Raw genomic sequence first — 23,298 nt, forward strand, 5'->3', positions numbered from 1 at the left:
GTTGTTCGAGATATAATCGAATCAGTGTTTGAGTAAAAAGTGAGTACGTCGTTTAATCACAAATTTTGTTTTTGAAGTTTTGAAAGGTTTTTGTAAAAGAATACTCCAGAAAAAAGTAATACCATTCCAAATCCAAATGTTTTCATATCCGCAGTACCAGCTACAATGACCCAGGTTGAATAGATTGTTGAAAATAAGGCAATTATGCCGTCTGAGAATCGTGAACCTGGTTTCAGATTATACGTTTCACCAGTTAGTACAAGTTTCATTTGATAAACTGATGAAATGAAATAAGGAAGTAAATAAGATAAAGTTGCAATATATATGACGAAATCAAAAGCAGCAGAAATTGAATTAAAGACTGTTGAAAAAATAAAAATTTGGCCTAAACTATTTGTCAATAGTAATGAAAAAGTTGGCATCCCAAGCTTATTTACTTTTAAAAACGAAGGTAGGAAAACGCCTTGTTTTGCAGCTTGGTAAGGTACCTCTGCACTTAGCATAATCCATCCAATGGTTGAACCAAGTAAACTAATTAGCCCTATTCCAGCAAGGAATTTAGCCCCGATTGGACCTAACGCAGTCTCAATAGCATCAATTAAAGGCTTATCTGAGTGGATAAGTGCTTCCTGGCTTAACATTCCCATAACGAGTAGACTGATTCCAAGATAGATTGCAAGGGCTATTAATAGTCCAAGAACCGTTGCACGTTTTACATCTGCTTGTTTTTTTGCTCTAGAAGCAAAAATCATGGCAGACTCTATACCAAGAAAAGCCCAAAGTGTACCTACAGCCGCCCGATTAACTTGGCCAAGAAGTCCAATCGTTTCACCTGTTTCATCAAATCTAGGTGCAACAAAAGGCAGCAGATTACTTACTTGAAACGCAAACAGCCCAATTATTATAAATAGTATAAAACCGATTACTTTTGTAGCCGTTGCTATGAAATTAATCTTTCCAGCTCCGTTAACACCGTTAAGAATAATAAAATGAGTTCCCCAAAGCAGAAATGTACAAATAAGAAATGTAAGAGCATTCCCCATTTTTAACGAAAATGATCCGATTGTAAATAAGACTCCCTGATTTGTGAGAATCGGAAAAAATGTAGATAAATAACCAGCAAACGTCGTAATAATGGCGATGTTACCAGCAACATTTCCTATCCAATATCCCCACGTAGTGATGAAGCCTGAGATAGTAGATACGTGTGATTCTGGTTTAAAAAGTTCTTTCGCGTATATTTGTGGTCCACCAGAAAGGGAGGGTTTTCGAATAACTAAATTTCCAAAGACTAATGCAGTAGCTAACACCCCTAACCCTGTTAACCCCCAAGCAAGCATAACTCCAGCTGGACTCGCTGCCTCTGACAGTGTACGTGGTAGCATGAAAATCCCAGATCCAATCATATTCCCAACGACTAATGCTGTCAGGGTCCAAAATCCTAGTTTATTTGAAGAACTCATATTGACAGTCCTCTCTTTTTTTAAACGTAATATCGTTATGTTATCCAACTGCGTGTAATTTCAACATCTCTTAAAAGGGGTACAGTCTCTGATTAGAATTGTTTGAGAAGGACTTCAGAAATAAGTTATGTAATAGAATGAACGTACATATACCGGTTGTAGGAAAGGAGTTCTTTTGACTTCTTATATTCGTTATGTATTTTAAAAACAGGAAATAGATTATTTTCTTAAAAGGAGAAATTGTGATGGACCGTATAAAAGAGAGTGCGGAGTTTGACTGGGTTAAAGAAACTATCTCTAAATACATGGGAAATACAAAAATCAAACACATCATGAAACTAGGAGAAGGATGGCGGAGTAAGGCATATTTGATCAATCATACTTTTGTTTTTCGATTTCCAAAGGCAGAAGCCGGAGCTATTGATACAGAAAAGGAAATCAAAGTGCTGCCGTACTTAAAAAATCAGATTACCTTACAAATACCGGAATTTATATATTGTGGAAGACAAGATAATGGATTTCCTTTTGTCGGTTACAAAAGATTGCAAGGAGATCCATTGACTGAGCAACAGCTTCTTTCCTTACCAGTAGAAGTAAGGAACAGGATTTGTGATAAGATTGCTGAATTTATCAATCAGATTAGTTCCTTCAATGTCGAGAAGGCAAGGGAACTTCATGTACAAGAAACAAACTTTTATCATGAATATCTACAAACCTTTAAAGAAGTTCAGGAAAAGGTATATCCTATCATTAATAAAGAACTGCAAACGCATATTACCTCCAGATTTACATCCTACTTAGACAATAAAGAATACTTCATATATACACCAATGCTCCTACATTCTGATCTATCTATAGACCATTTATTGTTTGATAAACAGAGGCAGGAACTCACTGGAATCATTGATTTTGGTGATATGAGGATAGGTGATCCTGATTATGAATATATTTACTTGTTTGAAGAGTGCGGCGAAGAATTTACTAGAAATGTAATGGAAAAAAGATACGTAAAAAACATTCCGAATAAATTGGAAAAAGTATCTTTTTTTCTTACATTCGATAATGTGCTGCTCTTACTAGAAGGTCTAAAAAGCAACAATCATGATGTAATGGAAGAAGCAATTAAAATCATTCAAGATGAAATGAGACTATAAAAATGCAAGCTACTTCCAACAATTCAAAAAATAAAGTCATTACAACTATAAAAAAGCCTTGTGGTAGGATCTCCACAAGGTGCTTTTGCTTTTAGTACAAAGTAGGAATTGGATTACAGGCTACCGTTTGAACTAATCTTTCATCAAAACCATAGAACGTCCAGAATGTACCCGTGCACCTATATCCAGCAACTTCACCAAATTGGAGGTATGTCGGATAAAACCAAAAATTCTCTCCAGTTACGAGCCAAACATTTGTGTAGTTATATAAACAGTCGACTAAATACTGAGAAGGAAACGGTTTTGGTGGAACGTATGGTGGTGGAGGTGATTGTGGTTGTTCTCTCATAAATCCTTGAAATGGAATAAATGCCAAACCTTTTCACTCCCTTTTTAGGTAATTATCCAGCAACATATGCAAAAAATGTATAAAAAGTTAAAAGTACCTTAGGTGACATAAAAATCAGTTATTGTTTCGGAGCACCGATGGGAATCGTACACCGCCTGGTCATATAGATTCATATAAAAAAACATGCATATAAATGACTGGGACAAATTATTCATTTTTTTAATTTTCAGTATTTTATCTTGTTAAACACTTTTTTCGCTGATATAATAAAACAAACGTTCCCATTCAACCGAGGGAAGGCCATCTACTAAATGACATACATACAACAAGACAGAGGGAATAAGGGTAATTATGTTTGAAAATAGATTTGAAGGAGGAGAATCTTCATGAAAAATCAAGTCAAATTATTACCGTTTACAATTCAGTCTGTTGTGGATCAAACAAATGAAACGCCAGAAGGAGTTCAATTGGTACAGGCCCCTTCAGTATGGGAAGATAGCAGTCAGGGAGAAGGCATTGTCATTGCGGTTATTGACACTGGGATTGATAGTTCTCATCCAGATTTAAAGGATCGAATTATTGCTGGACGGAATTTTACATCAGATTACCAAGGAGACCCTGAGGTTTTTGAAGACAACAATGGTCATGGTACACATGTATCTGGTACCATCGCCGCTAGTTTGAATAACGAAGGAGTTGTAGGGGTTGCTCCGAAGGCTCAAATTTTAAGTTTGAAAGCTTTAACAGGACAAGGCTCAGGTAATTATGAGTGGATCATTGATGCCATTCATTATGCAGTTGATTGGAGAGGTCCTAACGAGGAAAGAGTTCGAGTGATTTCCATGTCACTAGGTGGTCCTGAAGACGTACCTGAAATGCATAAGGCCATTCAAAATGCAGTCAATCAAAACATATCTGTCGTTGTTGCTGCGGGTAACGAAGGAGATTCCCAGGATGATACATTTGAGTATGCCTATCCTGGAGCGTACAATGAAGTCATTTCGGTAGGAGCTGTGGACATGGATTTGCAACCTGCTCCATTTTCCAATACACATACAGAATTAGATCTTGTGGCCCCTGGTGTTGATGTCATTTCAACGTATCCAGATAATAAATATGCAAAATTAACGGGAACATCGATGGCGACTCCACATGTTGCGGGTGCTATCGCATTACTAATTAATAAAAGTGAAAAAGAGTTTGATCGAACACTAAGTGAAGAAGAGGTCTATGCCCAACTCATCAGACGTACTGTACCACTAGGTAATAGGAAAAGTGCAGAAGGAAACGGGTTTCTCCAGCTTAACGTAGTCGAAAAATTACAAGATTTAATTCCTACGACAAGCGTGAATGCAAATTAGAATTTATTGAATCCTTTACAGGTTAACGAATAAACCAGGAAGGGAGAAAATAAATGGAAATACTGCAAGGTGAAGTGACGAATGAACGCACAGATTTAAAAGCCGTCTTGTTAGAGGTAAAGGAAATAAAAAAGAGATTTGAAAATGAAAAAGAGTATTATGATGAAGAAGTGGACAAGCAGAACATCACTGAATATTATCAGAACATTGATTTTACTCAGAGTGATAAAAAAGAATTATATAATCAAATCAATCAGTTACTTACGAATACACATAAACATCAGCTTCCTTATAACTCAAAAACCCGGAATATTCTTTATTCAAGGGTAGACCTCCAAATGAATGGAAAGCTAAAGAGCATCTATTCTGGAAAAGACAGGGAACCAGAACAAGTTATTCAAGAAGATTATGAAGCGGATAGAAAAAGAATAGAAAGTTATGACCTGTTACAAAAAAATGAGACGAAAACTGAATTTGATTTACAGATGGCAGTGGCGACTATTAAAAAAGAAAATATGTTTAATTGTGAACATGTCGTACCACAGTCATGGTTTAATGAGGATAATCCGATGAAAGGGGATTTGCATCATCTTTTTACATGCGAAAAAGACTGTAATTCAACAAGATCGAATTATCCTTATTATGATTTTGATGATTATCTTCCTATAATAGAGTCTGGTTCGATAAAAGTAAATTGTGGGAAATATGAAGAAGGTAAGTTTGAGCCAGAAAGTGGAAAAGGAGAAGTGGCCAGAGCGACTTTGTATTTTTTGTTACGATATCCAGGGGAGATTAATCAATACAACAAAAAAGACATTGAAATGATGCTAGAATGGCATCATGCTCATAAAGTATCTATCTATGAAAAACATCGTAACAAAGAAATTTTCCTAATTCAGAAGAACAGAAATCCCTTAATTGATTATCCTCAACTAGTAAATAATATCGATTTTGCGTCAGGCTTATCACAGTAATCGTTTAAACGTTCATGTCACCTCCTTTAGGAACTAGGGGGTGATATTTTTTTTGAAAAATCTATCGTGTTGTAGGGTGGTTATTAAAAAGATAGCTTTGTAGTATACATGATAGTAAATGAAAAGTGAGGGGGTCTATAAATGTTTAAAAAGAAAGTAATGTTAGGCCTAGCATCTTTACTTACTATTGCTACTTTACTTGCAGGGTGCGGTACAGATGAAAAAGAAAAGAGTGGAGAAGAAGTAAAAAAGTCTGATTTAAAAGTGGGAATGGTTACTGACTCAGGTACAATTGATGATAAATCATTCAATCAAGGTACTTGGGAAGGGATACTAGCAGCGAAAGAAAGTCTTGGTATTCAAGAAAAATATTTAAAGCCGTCAGGTGAAATTGAGTCGGAGTACCTAAAAGAGATTGCTAATCTTTATGATGCAGGTTTCAAATTTATAGTTACACCTGGATTTAAATTTGAAACGGCTATTTACCAAGCACAAACGAAATACGAGGATGCTAAATTCGTTATTTTAGATGGGAATCCACATAAAGGTGATTTTGTTCCAGAGGTAGCTACGAACACGGTTTCAATTTTCTTTGCGGAACATGAATCCGGATTCTTGGCTGGTGTTGCTACTGCCTTAGAATTAAAAGAGGGTGAAGCTGGATTTATTGGTGGAATGGAAATCCCTGCAGTTCAAAAATTCAACTGGGGATTCCAACAAGGTCTTACGTACGCGAATGAAAATTTAGGCACAAATTTAACGATTAAGGCGGAGAATGTTATTTATCAAGGTACATTTGATGATGTTGCTGCCGGTGGTCAAATTGCGGCTCAAATGTTTAATAAAGGCATTGATGTCATTTTTGCTGCAGCTGGCGGAGTAGGAATTGGTGCTATCAACGAAGCAAAAACACGCGTTTCAAAGGGAGAAAACGTCTGGATTGTTGGTGTCGATGTTGATCAATATGCAGACGGGGAATATGAAGATGGCAAGTCTGTAATACTGACATCTGCTACGAAGAAATTGTCTCACGCTACACAAGAATTAATTGAACAGGAATTAAATGGAGAATTCCCAGGCGGAGAAACCATTATATATAGTGTTGAGAATGATGGTGTAGGTATCCCAGAGGAAAACCCTAACCTAAGTGAAGATACAGTAACTAAAGTTAAAGACGTTTATGAAAAAATTAAATCTGGGGAAATTGTTGTATCTGCTGAACAAGGTGATTTATTTAAGTAAAGATTGTTGGTATGTTTTCACAAAGGCTCTTTTCTAAAAGATTGTTGCCAACGGATAAAATAAACCTATTGATTGCAGTATAGGGTGGCGACTCCAGCGGGAAAAGCGCGGGACTTGAGACCCCACCAAAGGAGCAATTAGCGACTTGTCTAGATTCAGCGACAAGACACTCGAGAAACTTCACCTTCTCTTACAGAGGCAAATTACGCCTCTTTGTCGGAGTCTCCAATTTCCTTGTTTCTGATTGAGCCGCTTAATGCATTTTGTTGAGTAGGCTCAAGCCATGCACGCGGAAAGCGTCCACCTGGAGTGGAAATCAATTGTGTCAATAACAACAAAGTTTGCGAAAACAATCTTCACAAAAAAGCCTTCAGAATCAGTTGAAATTAACTAATTCTGGAGGGCTTTTTTACTTGGTAGGTGTTGGTTCGTTTGGAAGAAGACTTCTTATTTGTAAGCAAGTCATACAATCATCCCCAACTGTACCCACCCGTTGAAACATGAACGAGAGGGGGGGCTCAGAGACAATTAGACTGAGACTATTATGATTTTGTCTGTGAGAAGCGGTGTCAGAGACAAAAGACCGTTGGACTAACTTAGTTTCGTCTTTGAACGGGGGTCTCAGAGACAAAAAGACTTGGGACTATTAAGAGTTTGTCTGTGAGCGGTCGTGTCAAGACAAAAAACCGTTGGACAAACTTAGTTTTGTTTTTGAGAAGTAATCTCAGAGACAAAAAAACTGGAGACTATTAAGAGTTTGTCTGTGAGAAGCCGTGTCAGAGACAAAAAACCGTTGGACTAACTTAGTTTTGTCTTCGAGAGGGGTCTCAGAGACAAATAGCCTGGAGACTATCATGATTTTGTCTTTGAGAAGTGGTGTCAGAGACAAAAAACCGTAGAACTGACTTCGAGCGCGAGTCTCAGAGAAATCAATTGTGTCAATAGCAACAAAGTTTGCGAAAACAGCATTACAAAAAAAGCCCTCGGAATTAGTTAAAGTTAACTAATTCTGAAAGGCTTTTTTACTTGGTAGGTGTTTCTTCGTTTTGGAAGATGACTTCTTATTCAAAGCCAGTAACACAATCATCCCAATGATACAAACTGTTCCTACCCATTGAAACATTCCAAAAGGTTCTTGTAACCATACAACGGTGGTAAAGACGGCTGCTAGAGGTTCTAACGTGCCGAGTAGGCTCGTTTCTTTAGGTGCCAGACTTTGTAAGCTTTCAATATAAAACCAAAAAGCAATCATGGTACCGAAGATGATGACAAAAAATAAGTAGCCATACGTTTCTAAGGTAAAGGTTGATAAGTCAATTTGCCATGGGGGATGAATGAAACTTAATCCTAATCCTCCAATCAACATTGCCCATCCAACAATCAGAAGAGAATCGTATTTTGCTAGAAGGGGAACGGCATATAAGGTATAAAATGCTAAAGAAACACCAGATAAAACACCCCAAATGATGGCGACTGTTGGCACCGATAGCCCTGAAATCGAGCCATTGGTTAATAAGAAAAAGCAACCAATTAAAGCAAGTGAAACAGTTATTACATCTTGTCGCGTCAATACCGCTTGTTTACGTAAAATTAAATAAATGATAATCATAGCTGGTGCTAAATATTGTAGAAGTGTTGCCACAGCAGCATTCCCGTGATTGATTGATGCCATATACGTATATTGAACGGCAAGCATACCAAGTAACCCAAAGGTGATTAGTTGAAAAGCCACTTTTTTATTTTTCCAGACTCCGAGAATTTGAGATCGGTCTTTTGTAAAAAAATGAACAATCAAAAGTAAAAAACCGGATATAAGCAATCGAGTGGTTACGAGCCAATTGACATCAATGTCATACTGTTGAAAGAGCTTTTGTGCGACAGTACCACCGACACCCCAAAATGTTGCTCCCATGGTTACAAGTACAAACCCTGTTCTTCTAGAAAGTTTATTCATGACTGATTCTCCAATAAATATAATAATAATGTTATAATAAGTGAAAAATTGGTCAAATAATACCTAAATTGAATGAAAAAATATAAGAATATTGAGGTGATTATTTGCAAATAAAAAATTTCAAAGTGGATGATCGTTTAAAAGAGCTGACAGAACATCGTACAATTGCATTACCAATTGCATGTTATGAAACAACGATTAACCAAAATGTACATGGCTATATACCTCTACATTGGCATGATGAGCTTCAATTTGTTTTGATTGTAAAAGGGGAGGCTATCTTTCAAATAAATGAACAAAAAATAATGGTGCAAAAAGGGGACGGGCTATTTATAAATAGTGGCTGCCTGCATATGGCGGAAGAAAGCAACAAGTCAGGTTGTGTATATATTTGTTTAAATGTTTCGCCTGAAATCATTTTGTCTCAAGAGCTTTATACCGCTTATGTATCTCCTTATCTTCAAGCCACAAATTTACCTTATGTATCTTTACATGCTAATGAACCTTGGGGGAAGAATATTTTAGAGGCAATTCAAAAAATCAATGAATGGATTCAAGACAAAACACCATTCTATGAAATTGATATCACAACAAAACTAGCGTTCATTTGGAAAAACCTAATGATTAATGGCTTTCAATTAGAATATGATCAAACAGAAATGGTAAAAAATCATCGAATGAAGCAAATGATAAATTGGATCCACTATCATTATGCTGAGAAAATCTTATTAGACGATATTGCGAGAGCTGGTGGATTGAGTCGTTCCGAATGCTGTCGTTATTTTAAACGAATGGTAAAGAAATCTCCACTTAGTTACGTAACCGATTATCGGATTCAAAAAAGTTTACTCTTGTTGCAACAAGAAGAATCCAATGTTACCGATGTAGCTTATCAAGTCGGATTTACTAGCACAAGCTATTTTATTGCTAAATTTAAAAGTTCGATGAACATGACACCACTATCATACAAAAAGTATAAAATGAATGCTTCGGATCACAAAGAGTGTTGAAATCATAAATAAATCTTCCATTCTGGAAGATTTATTTTAATTCGGGATATCCTTGCTGACGCAATGCCTCGTACACCAATATGGCAGCTGTATTTGAAAGATTTAATGAACGAACATGATTATTCATGGGGATCCTCATAAAGTGATCTTTGTTCTGTTCTAGTAAATCTTTTGGTAAACCTGTTGTTTCCTTACCAAACATAAAATAATGGTCTTTTGACACATCACTGAAATCGAAGGATGAATGTGGTTTTTCACCGAACGTCTCGATATAGTAAAACTCACCTTTATTCTTTATGAAAAAGTCATCCAAGGAGTCATAATACGTGATGTTAACAGTATCCCAAAAATCGATACCAGCTTGTTTTAACATTTTTTCATCTGTTGAAAAACCAAGTGGTCGGATTAAATGAAGGGCTGTATCCGTTGCGGCACAAGTACGTGCAATATTTGCTGTATTAGATGGTATATCTGGTTGATATAGTACAACATGGATTGCCAAGATTCTCACCTCTACCTTTATTTTACCCTCCAAATTATAGCATACATATTGTAAAGATTAGCACTTTGTACAAGAAATGGTTTGGTTAGTTTCATTATGAATGAGATTGTATGTATTGAAAAACATGAGGTATCTCTATGGGGTGTCTTTTAATATCGGACTAAAAAATTGGTGTCGCAAATGGAAAACATTTGCAGTAGACGTAGGACACCTATTGAACCTTTAATGAATTTGATATTTTTCAAGAGCATTTAATAATCTATCAAGCTCCTGACTACATTTAATTGTTTCACTGTTTAATAGACCATTTACGGCAGCGAGACGAATCATTTCATCTCTTTTTTGCACGATTGATATAATAATAAACTCTCTACTAATCTGTACATTTTCCTGTAACACTTTTTACACCTCTTTATTGATTTAACGCAATTTAGAACAAACACAAACAATATTATGCATAATTTTTTACATAAAGAAAAGACCTTCGACAAAATTAGTCAAAAGTAGAGTAATAGAATGTGACAAAAATATGAAAAACATAACTATCACTTTACAAAGTGTCGTTTTATCAAATTAAAGATAAATGTTTTCATGGCTATTTTTGTCTTACATCCATACAAATTCCCTTCAGTTGAAATAATCTTGGAAAAAGAAGTATATAATGAAACTATGTATTTGAACGAATTGAAAATTAGGTGATCTAAATTGAAAGAAAAAGTAACGACATTGAAGGATCGGTTGAATGACATTAGTCGACGAAATCGATCCATTCGCATGCTTAAGGTGTATAACAAATGGAACTTTGATCTGAGTGAAGTTGGGAAAATTAATTTAATTCCTCAGGATATTTTAAATGCCATCATTAAGCACAATAGTAAAGTAGAAATCGTGAAACAAAATGTAAGCGATGAACAATCGCTTACTTTGTCAGGGAAATTAACAGCCCTTTATCGGAATTTAAAGGCAATCGAAGACGAAACAGGTTTGTATGATTTATATATCGGGTATCCGTTCATAAGTGGTGCGATGTTAGATGGAACATACATTCGGGCTCCCTTGTTTCTCCATTCGGTTAAATTAGAACGAGTAAAAGAACATGGAACAAAGTGGGTACTTCAGCCAATGGACGATGCAGAGCCAATGTTAAATCGACCTCTTTTTTTAGCCATGCAAAAAATGAGCAATCTTTATGTTCCCGACGAGATGTATGACGAGGCCGTCGAACAATCTACGGAGATGGATTTTCTCGGTTGGCTAACGTGGTTGAAAAAATACAATATCGATATTAAGTGGTCGAATTCCACAGATATTACGCCATTTACGAATCTCACAACCGATCTCATTCCTACCTTTAAAAAAGGTCAGTTTCAACTAGATAATCATGCAATTTTGGGTCATTTCCCCCAAGGGAATTCAGCCATTTTAAAAGACTATGAAGACTTCCTTCAACAATTGGAAGAGGGTGACCCTGATTTTGGATTGGCTGGAGAATTGATGAAGGTTGGGGAAGAAAGTTCTACCTTCACAACCGATAATCTCGGAAGTGGTGAAAGGAATGTTGATACACCTCTTAAAAAGGAAAAGAAAAGTTCTTTGTGCTAGACACGGATGCTTCCCAAGAGGAGATTATCAATTCAATCCAACATATCGATGGCATGGTTGTTCATGGTCCTCCTGGGACTGGTAAATCACAGGTTATTGTGAATATCATTGCCAATGCAATTGCCGATAAGAAGAAGGTTTTATTAGTGTGTCAAAAGCGCGCTGCACTTGATGTCGTCTATCAAAGACTTGATAGCCTAGGTCTTTCAGCGAGTGTCAGTCTTTTACATGATGAAAAAACGGACCGAACTGGACTATACCGCAAACTTCATAATCGCTTGGTTAAAGATGAATATATTCAAGATTTAGAAGTGGAATATGAACAATTATCACAGAAAATCGAAAAAATGGAAGATGAACTAAACGCGATTGCCAAAGGTTTGTATGAAACGCAACCTCATGGATACCGTGCTTATGACCTGTATGGCCTGGGAAAACCGGTTAATCAACAAGAGGTTATTCTCAATTTGACAGCAGTTATTAATGACTTAAATAAGAATAATATAGATGATGTGTTAACAACGATCTTTTCATACGGGAATTATTATAGTCGATTCGGACAGGAGAATTATCCATTAAAAGACCGTAAATCGTTTGCAAAGCTAGAAATAAAAGATCGTTTGACGATTGTTGAGATTCTCAAGAAGGTAACAGAGAAAGCTCAAGAAAGTATTTCCTTTCTGGAGCACTTTGAGCAAGACGAGATTACGCCGGAGTACAGTTGGGAAGTTGGCGGGAAGCTCGAGAAAATCTATGAGGACTTAAATCCCCAAGAGAAAAAGACGTTACAGAAACTGAGGCTTTGGTGGTGGACTTCTTTTACAGGGAAAACAATAGTTGAAGAATTAATCGCCGGTGACAAATTTAAAGGTTTGTCATCGACCGAGTGGCCAAAGCTTAGAGAAAGCTTACGAATCCTATATGAACTTTCTCATGTATCAAATGACATGACAGCCGAATTGAAGCAACTTTCTCCTTATTTTAAAGAAGAAAAAATACAGAAGTATAAGGAGCAAATCTCAAAAGGAGATATTCCATTAGCACAATTTCAAAAGCAACAAGAATATGTCATTCAAGATTTTGATGATCTTCGTAATATGGACAGAATTTATGATGAAAGTATGCCTTTTATCAAAACACTCATCGATGAACTAAAGGAAAAAAGTAAAGACCAACTTCATCGAGATTTAGCAAAAGAATGGGTTGAGAACATAAAGCAATCGACCTATATTTATTGGATTGATGAGATTGAACGTAAACACCCGGAATTAACGAAGATTGGGACGGAAAGCTTTCAACGAATGCGAACACGATTCAAGGAACTATTAGAAGAAAAGAAACAACTATCGGCTAAGGTTTTGCAAAATCGTTTATTAAAAGCACTTGATGAAGTAAGGGAGCACCATTCGAAAGCGATTAAGGACATCATTTACCAAACAGGAAAGAAACGACAAATTTGGGCTGTACGAAAGCTTGTGAATAAATATGCGCAAGAAGGTATCTTAGATGTGTTACCGGTGTGGCTTGTATCACCTGAAACGGCGTCGGCCATTTTCCCATTAGGAAAGGAGCTCTTTGACCTTGTTATTTTCGATGAAGCTTCCCAGTTAACAGTCGAAAATGGCATTCCCTCTGTTTACAGGGCTTCGAAGGTTATTATAGCTGGTGATGAAAAACAGTTACCGCCAAGTAATTTGTTTAAGGGAAGTATCCAGATTGATGAAGATGATGTCGATGAGGACGATCTGGTTGTATCAGAAAGTCTTTTAAATTTAGCGAAACGAGTATTTCCAAGTCAAATGCTGCAATGGCATTATCGTTCAAAGTCTGAGGAATTGATTAACTTTTCAAATCATGCCTACTATAACGGCAATATTCAAATCGCGCCAAACGTGGAGCATCTTAAGAATCCGGCTGCTATCCAATGGCGGAAGGTAGACGGTCAGTGGATAAATCAATGTAATGAAGTAGAGGCAAAAGAAGTTGTCCTCTTATTAAAGGAGCTTCTCCAGAAGGATTCGACGAAATCGATTGGAATCATTACGTTTAACGCCAAACAACAAGATAAAATACTGGATTATATTGATCTAATGGCGGAAGACGATGAGGAATTCAATACCTTGTATCATCAGGTCATGAGTAAGGACTTGGATGAACAAATCTTTGTAAAGAATATTGAAAATGTGCAAGGAGACGAGCGAGATATCATCGTCTTTTCTGTTGGGTATGCGAAAGCAGAAAATGGCAGGGTATACAATCGATTTGGTCCACTTGGTCAACAGGGTGGAGAAAATCGCCTGAATGTCGCTGTGACTCGTTCAAAAGAAGCCATTTATGTTGTATCAAGTATTGAACCAAATGAACTGGACGTCTCGAAGACGAAAAACGTCGGTCCCAAGTTTTTCAAAAGTTATTTAGAGTATGCACAAGCTGTTTCGAATTTACAAAAGGAGAGAATCGGAGCCGTGCTTTCAGAGCTGAATGAAGAGATGAACACACAGCGTCAGGAAAAAGCTCTTCACTTTGATTCACCTTTTGAAACACAAGTGTATGAACAGTTAATGGATATGGGATATAAAGTAGACACCCAAGTGGGGATGTCCAATTATCGGATTGACTTAGCCATCGTTCATCCTGAAAATGAATCGAGATATATACTTGGTATTGAATGTGATGGGGCTATGTACCATAGCTCACCATCTGCAAAAGAAAGAGATGTCTATCGACAAAAATTCCTTGAAAACAAAGGCTGGACCATCCACCGCATCTGGAGCAGAAACTGGTGGAAAGACCCAAGTGCTGAACTAGAAGAAGTCCACCAACTAATAAAACAAATTCTTGAGAAAGAAAAAAACGCACAAAAAGTCAAACAGATGATGTAGGAACAAGGAAACCAGGGAACCAGGGGCCGGTTCCCGTGGTCCCACTTACAACACAAAAAGAATCACTTATAAATCATTTCACTCTAGTGAAACCTAGTTACTATTTTTAGATTGTATCTAGGTTTTTTTGTCTCGTGTTATCGTAAAACAAGAGTATTTTTTCAAAAAAATAATAGAAAAATCACCTTTCAGGGTGTAAAATAAAAAAGCAAAAAAAGTAGTTCACATTTAACGAACTATGTAAACGTTGACATCCATTCTGTAAAACGGAGGTACAAAGGAAAAAAACGAATAAACTGCTTTCTGTGATATCAATCCATATATAAAAAAATCTAATGATTGAAGAGGTTGATGAAAGTTGACAATGGATGCTACAAATGTACCTGTGAAAGAACCAACTATTTTTAGTCATATTGGCAATAAAATCATTACAGATGATCGCGACATACAGATAATTGCGAAGTTGGAAGAGCCATTAATTGTGGTTTTAGGAAATGTGTTAAGTGATGAAGAATGTGATGAGTTGATTAGATTGTCTAAGGATCGAATTAATCGTTCTAAAATTGCCAATGCGAATGTAGATAACATGAGAACAAGCAGCAGTACATTCATAGAAGAAAATGAAAACATCATCGTTTCTAGAATTGAAAAAAGAATCTCGCAAATTATGAATATACCAACTGAATATGGTGAAGGTCTACAAATTTTAAACTATCAGGTCGGGCAAGAATATAAATCTCATTTTGACTTTTTCAGTTCTCCTCATAACGCTATAAACAACCCTAGAATTAGTACGCTTGTTATGTATTTAAGCGATGTGGAACAAGGGGGAGAAACATATTTTCCAAAGCTTCATTTTTCAGTATCTCCACAGAAGGGGATGGCCGTGTATTTTGAATACTTCTATAATGATCAAACATTAAATGAATTAACCCTACATGGTGGAGCACCTGTTATCGTCGGAGATAAGTGGGCTGCGACCCAATGGATGAGAAGGAAAAGAGTGAAATAGACCAATATGGACAGGTGCTATCTTCGAATTTTGGAAGGCACTGTACAAGTGGAAATACTACTTGTTAAGTGAGTCTTTCCTTCATAAAAAAGTCGCTATTCTTTTTTGAGGGAATAACGGCTTTTTTTTAAAATTGTTCAAATTAATAATGACCAAATAAGAGGACGTGAGTTTTCTTCATCAAGTACCCATTGATGAAGCCATTCGTAGCATCTCCAAATCTCATGCATCCAAGACTAAGCCTTGATACATCTAAACCGGTATTTCCAAGTTTTGTATATTCCATCTTAAAATTCCACTCTTTCTAGTAGAATTATGTATAATTTCGCCCTAGATTTTTGTAATCCATATATATTTGATTTATCTTAATGTTGCAAAGAAATAGTTGAAAACCCTTGACATTTGGATAAAACTAGGAAAATGGAGAAAATGAAAAAGACCTCATTTTCGCTGAGGTCTATAATGTAAAATTCATTAATTCCAAGATTTTTGCTGTGTTGCCCTTGAATGTTAAGAAATAGGGTTTGTTCTCATCGTCAAACAGCATTAAATATGGTTTTTCTTGTTCTGGAAAAATAATTGTGACTTCATCCACAAGATCATCAAACCATTTGTTTCTTATCATAATAGTAGGTTCTACAGGAATTCTAATCATGATTCCCTTAGCTGGAATGGGATTGTATTTAACATATACTCCATTTATATTTTTTAGAAAAGTCTCAACTTCTTGGTGTATGTTTGGATTAATCGCTACATGTTTTACAACTTTAGCTTGATTTATATCGAATATTTGTATTTGCTGATTCGTTTGAGCGATACCATTTGTTGAAATGAGTTGAAAAATAAAGAAACATACTATAACCTTTCTCATCATTGCTACCACCTCAAAGGTATTGTTCCCTAAAAAATAAGGTGAAACACCTTCTTGCGAAAATAGGATACAGAAGGAAAATTCATCAAAGAGGAAATATACATAAGTAAGGATATTGCAATTGTAAAAGGGGATGTGTTCCCCAGGAGGTAAGTGATTTGAGAGAGGATTGAAAGTATTGGGGGAAAGTATGGAAGTAAAATATAATTTATGGTCATTCCATTTAACATTCTTTTGCATAGGGCTATCAATCTACGCATTTTATTCTTATCTGGAAAGCACTTGGTTACTTGCACCTCCCAATTACATCCTACTTGGCATGAGTGCTTTAGCCCTCATCTTAGGGATTATAGGGTTAACAGATAAAAGTAATTGGTTGGCATTCACAAGAGGGTGGTTAACCGTCATTTTTTCATTGTTGTTATCGATTATTCTTTCCTTAACCCTCTTATTTACGATTCTTTTTTCTTCAATGGAAGCTAATAAACATGTTAAAACCATACATTCTCCTAATGGTGACTATACAGTTGATTTTTATCGCTGGGACCAAGGCGCAACGGGCACATTTGGAATAAGAGGAGAATTAAATGGTCCACTTTGGTTTAAAAAAAGAATTTATATTCAAAAAAGGATGGAAGATGTTAGCGTGGATTGGCAAAGCAATGATATTGTGTCGATAAACAATCATATTCTAAATTTAAAAGAAGGGGAAACTTTTGGCTATCATTGATTTAGTATAAAGCAAAAATTTCCTTCATAGATAAACTATTTATAAGGGGTGTAAAGGTGACCTACTGGAGCTGGTGTTATAAAAGGAAATTTATTTGGAATTTAGCATTTATACCGATAGCAATATTGATAATCGTTTGGGGATTTTATTTGTTCCCATAAAGATAGCATTCATACAAACCATACTATTAATAGTGATTGCAATTAGAACCCTCAAATACACCTATACCAAATGGAAAAAAGAAGAAAAGTAAAGGATAAATTAAATTTTTGAAACACTACATGTAAAGATAGATTCGGATGCTTTGAACCAAGAAGGGATAATGGCACTTTTTTTGTTACACTCCATAGTAAGCTAAAAAAATTAGCATATTTTAAGTGCGACTTTTGTACTTTTCAAATAAGTATTGTAATCCATAGAACAGAAATACCTTAGAAAAGAAATAAAAGAAAAACTGTAAATGAGTAAGACGTACCAATGTGAAATACTTAATTTTTCTTGCGAATCTGGCGAATGGATAAGCAAATAAAGCATTACCAATTGCATTTAGAAGGACAAATTTTGTGAACTTTCCATATGACCACTTCATTAACCAAATTGAAGATACCAAAAACATACCAATATTAAAAGGGAGCTCATTAAGGAGGTATGACTGTGGTTTATTATAAAAAACCCACCATCTACGTTTTTTTCCGATTAAGGCAGTTATCCCCTCTATACATCCGATAAGAATGGAAACAGGCAAGAATCGCTTTACATGTTGTAATCCAATAAAAGGTACTGTCGACAGTGCAAGTAAGACCATAACAATATTAGATATCTTTTGAACCTTTAATAACATAACATTAACATCCTTCTCCCAATATAGGCTAACTTTCTTGTTATTAACGTATCCCAAAATTGATACTGTATGAAACTTCAAATCAGCCAATTAAGGGAGGTTATCCCGAGAAAGGAAGAGTTTACCTATTTTAAAAGTCATCACAAAAGGAGAAGAATAGTTCAACCAGATTTGGGGTTTTGATGAATCTTGAAGAGAAGGATTTTACTCATGAAATAAAATTTATCATTATTTTTTACAGAATATGGATAAAATAGTAATCAGAAAAATGTGGAGCTGATTACATGCATTTGATTTTTAATGGAATATTTCTTGTTGCTTCACTAAGATGGGGGGATTGGAGGAACTGGAGGGAGTACCATTCTACAATTTTGTTTTTATGGTTTGGCGACTTACTTTACAATTTTATTTGTCATGATTATATAATGTGGGAGTATAAAGAGACCATATTTGCTGAAAATCTCCTTTCAAGTCATACCATTATTTCCTTATTAATCATGTTTGTTGCCTACCCATCAACAGTGTTGATATACCTTAGTAAATTCCCAAAGGGGATTTATAAGGGCATTATTTGGATTATATTCTGGGTAACTTTATATTCACTAATAGAATATATAAATTTACAATTTTTGAATTTAGTTTCTCACCAAAATGGTTGGACAATTGGGTGGTCAGTAGGTTTTAATTTCATTCTTTTTCCAATGCTTTGGTTCCATTACAAAAAACCAGTTTTAGCTCTACTCACCTCGATTCCCATTATCTTATTTTTTGTACTTTATTTTCATGTCCCAATACTCTAAATTACAGGTTATTTCTAGTGTCCTAGCTAAGAGCGTTGGTTTTCCGAGATTAACACTATCATTTATGAATAACAACCCAAGTACCAATGGCAACTTTAGATGATAAGTCTAGAACATCATGATTGTACATTCTAATACATCCATGTGATACATTTTTACCGATTGAAGCTGGGTTATTTGTTCCATGTATACCGTAATGAGGTTTTGACAATCCCATCCATAGTACTCCAAATGGTCCTCCGGGATTAGGTTGTTTATTCATAATCATGTAAGACCCAGTAGGCGTTGGTGTCAATATCTTTCCAATTGCAACTGGGTAAGATTTTATCAGCCTGTTTCCATCAAAAAGTTTTAATTGATGCTTTGATGTAGATACGTTAATCCATTTCGCCAAGAAAATCAGCTCCATTTTTTGAATAGTGTATGAAGTAACCTAGGCTTTTGTTAATTATCAGAGAGTTGAACAATCTATGAGAAGAGAAAACAAGACTGCTTACTTTTCCAGTTTACCATCATAAAAATAACCACCAAAGCGGGTGGTGGTTGACAATAACATTGCAGTTTTTTTATGTTCGTACCTTGTTTTCTTACTCAATTACGAATTCATAAACTTTTTTATCCTGCAGGCGGTGTAGGGGCGGCAGTAGCTGTATTTGTTCTAGCACCCAGTTCTTGATCCAATAATAAAAGGGCGGAAGGATTATTTTCGGCCAGTCTAAGGCGGTCAACAATTGTTTTGGCTTGTGCTTCTTCGTCAATTTGTTCTCTTAAAAACTCCTGTATGATGACACCGGCTTGTGGATCTACTTGATTAGCGTAGTTATAAGCCTGCCGATAGGAATTTGTAACAAATTGCTCATGTGCTAAAACCTTTTGAAACGTTTCTAAAGGCGTACCGAAGTCACTAGGTTGGGCAGGAATGGTACTGAGTTGTACAGTGCCATCACGACCTACAACAAAATCAATTAATTTAAGCATATGGGTTCTTTCTTCTTCAGATTGCAATCTTAGCCAGCGGGCCATACCTGTTAAGTTCAGTCTCCCCATATATGAAGACATAGCAAGGTATAATGTCGTTGAAATATGTTCAATTTGAATTAAATTATTGAACAGCTTTTGAAGCTCCTCGTTCATACTCTCCACTCCAATTCTATTTTTAAGTTACGTTATAACTTTAGTTTATAAACAAAACAGATAAGGGTACCTTGGATTACGCCTTTTGGGCGAAAAAGTATCAGAGGAATTTTACTTAACAATTTTAAAAAAATGCCTTATTCCCACATTGAATCAGTTATCATCCTTATTTTGGGAAGGAAAACATACAGGTCTTTTAGGTAGGATATTTAAAAAGGCTGTCTTCGTATACGGGTACTGTTTTAAGGTGCAAAACACCATATAAAGGATGAACTAATTATTTCAAAAATAACATTGCTAAGAGGAAGTAAAGTGTAAGAAATACGTCAAAATGAGGTTCTCTTGGATTTTTCAGATTATGATGTCTTGCACTTAAGTGTATAAACAAAAATAAAATAAGAGCTAGTATTCTGGTTAAATGCAGAATGAAGCTCTATTTGGGGGAATAAGGGGAGGGTTTCCGATTATACAAAGAAAAATCTCTCATTTTCATATACTTTAAGACAATGGCCGGAATCTGTCCGACTATATAAGCCTATTTTATTAATAAATACAAATTATGAGGCATCTTTCCGTTTATTTATCAGCTCTTGTGCTCAGCCTAATCCCCTAAGCGTGAACCGACCTACTAATTCAAATTCCGCAGTGCTTTCTTTTGCAAATTTTCCGAAAACTAATATACTTACATATAAGACGTGTCTTTCATTACATATGGGAAGGGTGATTTGTATGGCATCCCCAAAGGTTGCTTCAATTTGGAGGTACCCTGTTAAGTCAATGATGGGGGAGGAGTTAAATGCATGTGAAATTACAGAAAAGGGGTTAGTAGGAGACCGAGCTTATGGGGTAATTGATAATGAGACTGGAAAACTTGCTAATGCTAAAAATCCTAAGAAATGGCCGGACATGTTTCAGTACCGGTCTAATTTTATCGAGCCCCCACAGAAGGATGGAGAGATTCCACCCGTAAGAATTACTTTACCAGATGGTCGTTCGATTGTTAGCACAGATGAAGAAAAAAATACACTGCTCTCAAACAGTTTTAATCGAAACGTTCATTTGTCAACTCCTTCACGTGTTGATGTACAATTTGAGGGCTATATTCCTGAAGAAATAGAGGAACTCGAAAACAGAGGGACGATTTTTTCGAGAACTTCACCTACTGATACGTTTTTTGATATTGATATGGTTCATATTATTACAACCTCAACAATCAATTACTTAAGGAAACTTGCACCGGAAAGCAGAATTGAGCCACGACGGTTTAGGCCGAATATGATTATTGACGTTGCGGATACGGACAGTTTTATCGAAAAAGAGTGGGTGGGAAAGATCTTAACAATTGGCAGCGTTCAGTTGAAAATATCTCAGGAGACGAAGAGATGTATAATGACAACATTGGCTCAAGGAGACCTACCCAAAGATCCCAATGTACTACGGTCGATTGTGAGAAATAATGCCGGGGGCTTCGGAATCTATGCCTCCGTTGTTAGGCCAGGAAAAGTAAGCATTGGGGACAGAGTAGAGATTGATTGAGCAACGAAATTACTCTCAGTCTTGCTATTATTGATTCTACAACGGTTATCACACCAAAACTTTGTCAATAGTAGTCTTATAAGGCAAGAATAATTCAATTATGCAGTAAATAGAATTTGAAAAGGTGTAAAAATGGAGGAGTATTTATGGCAACAATTGAGGATTTTTTAAAATTGGATATCCGTATAGGTACTGTTGTTAAAGCAGAAGTTTTCCCAGAGGCACGAAAACCTGCAATAAAGTTAGAAATTGATTTTGGTGAATTGGGTTTTAAACAGTCTTCAGCCCAAATTACAAAAAGATATCAACCAGAACAACTAGTTGGTAGTCAAGTAGTTGCAGTAGTAAATTTTCCTCCAAGACGTATCGCAGGTTTTAAATCAGAGGTATTAGTCATTGGAGGAGTTCAAGAAGAAGGTGACGTGGTGCTATTAAAGCCAGATCAACCAGTTAAAAATGGAACTCCAATAGCTTAAAAAATTTGGCGCATTGCAACCTAAATGAGTATTTTGGTTGCACTTGAAAATAGCATAGTTTGTTCATGCAGAAATGAATGTTTGGGTGCTTACCTTAAGAAGGAATAGTACCCTTTTTGTTGAATGTGAATTGAGCATACTTAGAACGGAAGTGAAAGAAAATCGGATATGAAATTCGTTTGAATAAGTATAATCCAAATTGTTCTATATTTCTATAATTTCGGAAAATGGTTTGACTATAACCCTATAAATATAGTATTACTATATAGAAGGACAATTGAAAACGTTTACTCCCACTGTATAAAGGTAGCTAATTTCTTTTCGTAATCGAAATGATTGCTGCACAACAATTGCAATAAAAATGTTTTGAAATTGGAGGAAATAACATGTCAAACATTCCATCAATTCTGAAGTCTTTAAGGATTCCTGTTATCGGTTCACCAATGTTTATTATTAGTAATCCAAAGCTTGTGATTGAGCAATGTAAGGCAGGGATTGTTGGCTCTATGCCTGCACTAAATGCTAGACCAGCTTCACAATTAGATGAATGGTTAGCTGAGATAACAGAGGCGCTTGCAGATTACAATGCAAAAAACCCTGAGCGTCCTGCTGCACCATTTGCAATTAACCAAATCGTACATAAGTCAAATGATCGACTTGAACATGATATGGAACTTTGCGTGAAGTACAAAGTACCGATTATCATCACTTCCTTGGGTGCTCGAGAAGAAGTTAACGTAGCTGCCCACAGCTATGGGGGAATCGTGTTACATGACATCATCAATAATAAGTTTGCTCATAAGGCAATTGATAAGGGAGCAGATGGGCTAATTGCCGTTGCTACTGGTGCTGGAGGACATGCTGGAAGCAAAAGTCCATTCGCGTTAGTACAAGAATTACGCGAGTGGTTTGATGGTCCATTAGCGTTAGCTGGTTCAATTGCAAGTGGTAAGTCAATCTTAGCAGCACAAGCTATGGGTGCAGATTTTGCCTATATCGGTTCACCGTTTATCGCTACACATGAAGCGCGTGCATCTGAGGACTACAAACAAGCTATTGTTGAATCCACGTCTGATGATATTGTGTATAGCAATTTATTTACTGGTGTTCATGGAAACTATCTTGCTCCATCGATTCGTGCAGCCGGCTTAGATCCTGAAAATCTTCCTGAAAGTGACCCATCAAAAATGAATTTTGGTGGAGATGGAAAATCAAAGGCTTGGAAGGATATTTGGGGAAGTGGCCAAGGAATTGGTGTGATTAACGAAGTGACAAGTGCTGGAGAGTTTGTTCATAAGCTCCATCAAGAATATATAGAAGCAAGAAACGAATTACTAAAGACAAGTGAAGTATTTGCTTGATGATTTTATAGTAGTGCTTACTCCTAGCATTTAGGAGTAAGCAC

The 23,298-nt window shown here is 36.1% G+C and carries 22 protein-coding genes and 1 pseudogene; 13 read left to right on the top strand and 10 right to left on the bottom strand.

Features of this window, described 5'->3' with window-relative positions; genetic code table 11:
• Positions 1 to 56: 56 nt before the first annotated feature.
• Entirely contained in the window at positions 57 to 1,463 is a 1,407-nt protein-coding gene (locus BTHG_RS01575) for an amino acid permease (RefSeq protein ID WP_010281236.1), read from the bottom strand.
• A gap of 245 nt (positions 1,464 to 1,708) precedes the next feature.
• On the opposite strand from BTHG_RS01575, the gene BTHG_RS01580 reads away from it, so the two are divergent.
• A complete protein-coding gene (locus BTHG_RS01580; protein WP_010281239.1) occupies positions 1,709 to 2,617 on the top strand; it encodes a phosphotransferase family protein in 909 nt (302 codons plus the stop codon).
• Between the two features lie 91 nt (positions 2,618 to 2,708).
• Here the strand turns inward: BTHG_RS01580 and BTHG_RS01585 are convergent, their stop codons facing one another.
• Positions 2,709 to 2,993, bottom strand: coding sequence for a hypothetical protein (locus tag BTHG_RS01585; protein WP_010281241.1), 285 nt, complete (start codon positions 2,991 to 2,993; stop codon positions 2,709 to 2,711).
• Positions 2,994 to 3,352: 359 nt separating this feature from the next.
• On the opposite strand from BTHG_RS01585, the gene BTHG_RS01590 reads away from it, so the two are divergent.
• The 3 genes from BTHG_RS01590 (at position 3,353) to BTHG_RS01600 (ending at position 6,543) form a co-directional block, all read left to right on the top strand.
• Entirely contained in the window at positions 3,353 to 4,327 is a 975-nt protein-coding gene (locus BTHG_RS01590; RefSeq protein WP_010281243.1) for a S8 family peptidase, read from the top strand.
• Between the two features lie 53 nt (positions 4,328 to 4,380).
• On the top strand, positions 4,381 to 5,301 hold the full coding sequence (locus tag BTHG_RS01595) for an endonuclease I family protein (protein ID WP_010281246.1): 921 nt from the start codon (positions 4,381 to 4,383) through the stop codon (positions 5,299 to 5,301).
• Positions 5,302 to 5,442: 141 nt separating this feature from the next.
• Positions 5,443 to 6,543 (top strand): BMP family lipoprotein, encoded by a 1,101-nt coding sequence (locus tag BTHG_RS01600; RefSeq protein WP_010281250.1) that lies wholly within the window; start codon positions 5,443 to 5,445, stop codon positions 6,541 to 6,543.
• 1,003 nt (positions 6,544 to 7,546) lie between these two features.
• Here the strand turns inward: BTHG_RS01600 and BTHG_RS01605 are convergent.
• Positions 7,547 to 8,497, bottom strand: coding sequence for a DMT family transporter (locus BTHG_RS01605; protein ID WP_010281253.1), 951 nt, complete (start codon positions 8,495 to 8,497; stop codon positions 7,547 to 7,549).
• A gap of 104 nt (positions 8,498 to 8,601) precedes the next feature.
• Here BTHG_RS01605 and BTHG_RS01610 point away from each other — a divergent pair, with 104 nt between their 5' ends.
• Complete coding sequence (locus BTHG_RS01610) at positions 8,602 to 9,507, top strand: AraC family transcriptional regulator (protein WP_010281257.1); 906 nt, start codon at positions 8,602 to 8,604, stop codon at positions 9,505 to 9,507.
• A 31-nt stretch (positions 9,508 to 9,538) separates the two neighbouring features.
• Here the strand turns inward: BTHG_RS01610 and trmL are convergent, their stop codons facing one another.
• Entirely contained in the window at positions 9,539 to 10,009 is a 471-nt protein-coding gene (gene trmL, locus BTHG_RS01615) for a tRNA (uridine(34)/cytosine(34)/5-carboxymethylaminomethyluridine(34)-2'-O)-methyltransferase TrmL (protein ID WP_010281260.1), read from the bottom strand.
• 222 nt (positions 10,010 to 10,231) lie between these two features.
• Positions 10,232 to 10,408 carry an aspartyl-phosphate phosphatase Spo0E family protein gene (locus BTHG_RS26605; protein ID WP_010281262.1) on the bottom strand — a complete coding sequence of 59 codons (177 nt, stop codon included), beginning with the start codon at positions 10,406 to 10,408 and terminating at the stop codon, positions 10,232 to 10,234.
• 306 nt (positions 10,409 to 10,714) lie between these two features.
• On the opposite strand from BTHG_RS26605, the gene BTHG_RS01625 reads away from it, so the two are divergent.
• The 3 genes from BTHG_RS01625 (at position 10,715) to BTHG_RS01635 (ending at position 15,505) form a co-directional block, all read left to right on the top strand.
• Complete coding sequence (locus tag BTHG_RS01625; RefSeq protein ID WP_026021650.1) at positions 10,715 to 11,611, top strand: DUF4011 domain-containing protein; 897 nt, start codon at positions 10,715 to 10,717, stop codon at positions 11,609 to 11,611.
• Positions 11,605 to 14,493 carry an AAA domain-containing protein gene (locus tag BTHG_RS01630; RefSeq protein ID WP_026021651.1) on the top strand — a complete coding sequence of 963 codons (2,889 nt, stop codon included), beginning with the start codon at positions 11,605 to 11,607 and terminating at the stop codon, positions 14,491 to 14,493. The genes BTHG_RS01625 and BTHG_RS01630 overlap by 7 nt, the downstream gene beginning before the upstream one ends.
• A 364-nt stretch (positions 14,494 to 14,857) precedes the next feature.
• Complete coding sequence (locus tag BTHG_RS01635; RefSeq protein WP_042341505.1) at positions 14,858 to 15,505, top strand: 2OG-Fe(II) oxygenase; 648 nt, start codon at positions 14,858 to 14,860, stop codon at positions 15,503 to 15,505.
• Positions 15,506 to 15,660: 155 nt separating this feature from the next.
• Here the strand turns inward: BTHG_RS01635 and BTHG_RS26610 are convergent.
• Positions 15,661 to 15,791, bottom strand: a pseudogene (locus BTHG_RS26610) (aldo/keto reductase); the annotation flags it as partial.
• Positions 15,792 to 15,962: 171 nt separating this feature from the next.
• Positions 15,963 to 16,376, bottom strand: coding sequence for a hypothetical protein (locus BTHG_RS01640; protein ID WP_010281266.1), 414 nt, complete (start codon positions 16,374 to 16,376; stop codon positions 15,963 to 15,965).
• Between the two features lie 190 nt (positions 16,377 to 16,566).
• Between BTHG_RS01640 and BTHG_RS01645 the strand changes: the two genes are divergently transcribed.
• A complete protein-coding gene (locus tag BTHG_RS01645) occupies positions 16,567 to 17,106 on the top strand; it encodes a DUF5412 family protein (RefSeq protein WP_010281268.1) in 540 nt (179 codons plus the stop codon).
• A 373-nt stretch (positions 17,107 to 17,479) separates the two neighbouring features.
• On the opposite strand, the gene BTHG_RS01650 is transcribed toward BTHG_RS01645, so the two are convergent.
• Complete coding sequence (locus BTHG_RS01650) at positions 17,480 to 17,947, bottom strand: hypothetical protein (protein WP_010281270.1); 468 nt, start codon at positions 17,945 to 17,947, stop codon at positions 17,480 to 17,482.
• 284 nt (positions 17,948 to 18,231) lie between these two features.
• On the opposite strand from BTHG_RS01650, the gene BTHG_RS27765 reads away from it, so the two are divergent.
• Positions 18,232 to 18,747, top strand: coding sequence for a CBO0543 family protein (locus BTHG_RS27765; protein WP_010281273.1), 516 nt, complete (start codon positions 18,232 to 18,234; stop codon positions 18,745 to 18,747).
• Between the two features lie 58 nt (positions 18,748 to 18,805).
• Here the strand turns inward: BTHG_RS27765 and BTHG_RS01660 are convergent, their stop codons facing one another.
• Positions 18,806 to 19,141 carry a L,D-transpeptidase gene (locus tag BTHG_RS01660; RefSeq protein WP_010281276.1) on the bottom strand — a complete coding sequence of 112 codons (336 nt, stop codon included), beginning with the start codon at positions 19,139 to 19,141 and terminating at the stop codon, positions 18,806 to 18,808.
• Between the two features lie 221 nt (positions 19,142 to 19,362).
• The gene (locus tag BTHG_RS01665; RefSeq protein ID WP_010281280.1) at positions 19,363 to 19,881 is read right to left on the bottom strand and encodes a ferritin; all 519 of its coding nucleotides are present in this window, start codon (positions 19,879 to 19,881) and stop codon (positions 19,363 to 19,365) included.
• A gap of 729 nt (positions 19,882 to 20,610) precedes the next feature.
• On the opposite strand from BTHG_RS01665, the gene BTHG_RS01670 reads away from it, so the two are divergent.
• From BTHG_RS01670 to BTHG_RS01680, 3 genes are all read left to right on the top strand, one after another.
• A complete protein-coding gene (locus BTHG_RS01670) occupies positions 20,611 to 21,417 on the top strand; it encodes an MOSC domain-containing protein (protein ID WP_010281282.1) in 807 nt (268 codons plus the stop codon).
• Between the two features lie 146 nt (positions 21,418 to 21,563).
• Entirely contained in the window at positions 21,564 to 21,893 is a 330-nt protein-coding gene (gene csaA, locus BTHG_RS01675; RefSeq protein WP_010281285.1) for a chaperone CsaA, read from the top strand.
• A 386-nt stretch (positions 21,894 to 22,279) separates the two neighbouring features.
• Positions 22,280 to 23,254: an NAD(P)H-dependent flavin oxidoreductase gene (locus tag BTHG_RS01680; protein ID WP_010281287.1), complete on the top strand. Its 975-nt coding sequence runs from the start codon at positions 22,280 to 22,282 to the stop codon at positions 23,252 to 23,254.
• The last annotated feature ends 44 nt before the right edge of the window (positions 23,255 to 23,298 follow it).

It is taken from the genome of Bacillus timonensis, assembly GCF_000285535.1.
In the GTDB taxonomy this organism is placed as follows: Bacteria; Bacillota; Bacilli; order Bacillales; family Bacillaceae_L; genus Ferdinandcohnia; species Ferdinandcohnia timonensis.

Coding starts and splice junctions, on each gene's coding strand:
- BTHG_RS01575 (WP_010281236.1), bottom strand. CDS start 1,463: ATGAGTTCTTCAAATAAACTAGGATTTTGGACCCTGACAGCATTAGTC.
- BTHG_RS01580 (WP_010281239.1), top strand. CDS start 1,709: ATGGACCGTATAAAAGAGAGTGCGGAGTTTGACTGGGTTAAAGAAACT.
- BTHG_RS01590 (WP_010281243.1), top strand. CDS start 3,353: ATGAAAAATCAAGTCAAATTATTACCGTTTACAATTCAGTCTGTTGTG.
- BTHG_RS01595 (WP_010281246.1), top strand. CDS start 4,381: ATGGAAATACTGCAAGGTGAAGTGACGAATGAACGCACAGATTTAAAA.
- BTHG_RS01600 (WP_010281250.1), top strand. CDS start 5,443: ATGTTTAAAAAGAAAGTAATGTTAGGCCTAGCATCTTTACTTACTATT.
- BTHG_RS01605 (WP_010281253.1), bottom strand. CDS start 8,497: ATGAATAAACTTTCTAGAAGAACAGGGTTTGTACTTGTAACCATGGGA.
- BTHG_RS01635 (WP_042341505.1), top strand. CDS start 14,858: ATGGATGCTACAAATGTACCTGTGAAAGAACCAACTATTTTTAGTCAT.
- BTHG_RS01640 (WP_010281266.1), bottom strand. CDS start 16,376: ATGAGAAAGGTTATAGTATGTTTCTTTATTTTTCAACTCATTTCAACA.
- BTHG_RS01645 (WP_010281268.1), top strand. CDS start 16,567: ATGGAAGTAAAATATAATTTATGGTCATTCCATTTAACATTCTTTTGC.
- BTHG_RS01650 (WP_010281270.1), bottom strand. CDS start 17,947: ATGTTATTAAAGGTTCAAAAGATATCTAATATTGTTATGGTCTTACTT.
- BTHG_RS27765 (WP_010281273.1), top strand. CDS start 18,232: ATGCATTTGATTTTTAATGGAATATTTCTTGTTGCTTCACTAAGATGG.
- BTHG_RS01665 (WP_010281280.1), bottom strand. CDS start 19,881: ATGAACGAGGAGCTTCAAAAGCTGTTCAATAATTTAATTCAAATTGAA.
- BTHG_RS01670 (WP_010281282.1), top strand. CDS start 20,611: ATGGCATCCCCAAAGGTTGCTTCAATTTGGAGGTACCCTGTTAAGTCA.
- csaA (WP_010281285.1), top strand. CDS start 21,564: ATGGCAACAATTGAGGATTTTTTAAAATTGGATATCCGTATAGGTACT.
- BTHG_RS01680 (WP_010281287.1), top strand. CDS start 22,280: ATGTCAAACATTCCATCAATTCTGAAGTCTTTAAGGATTCCTGTTATC.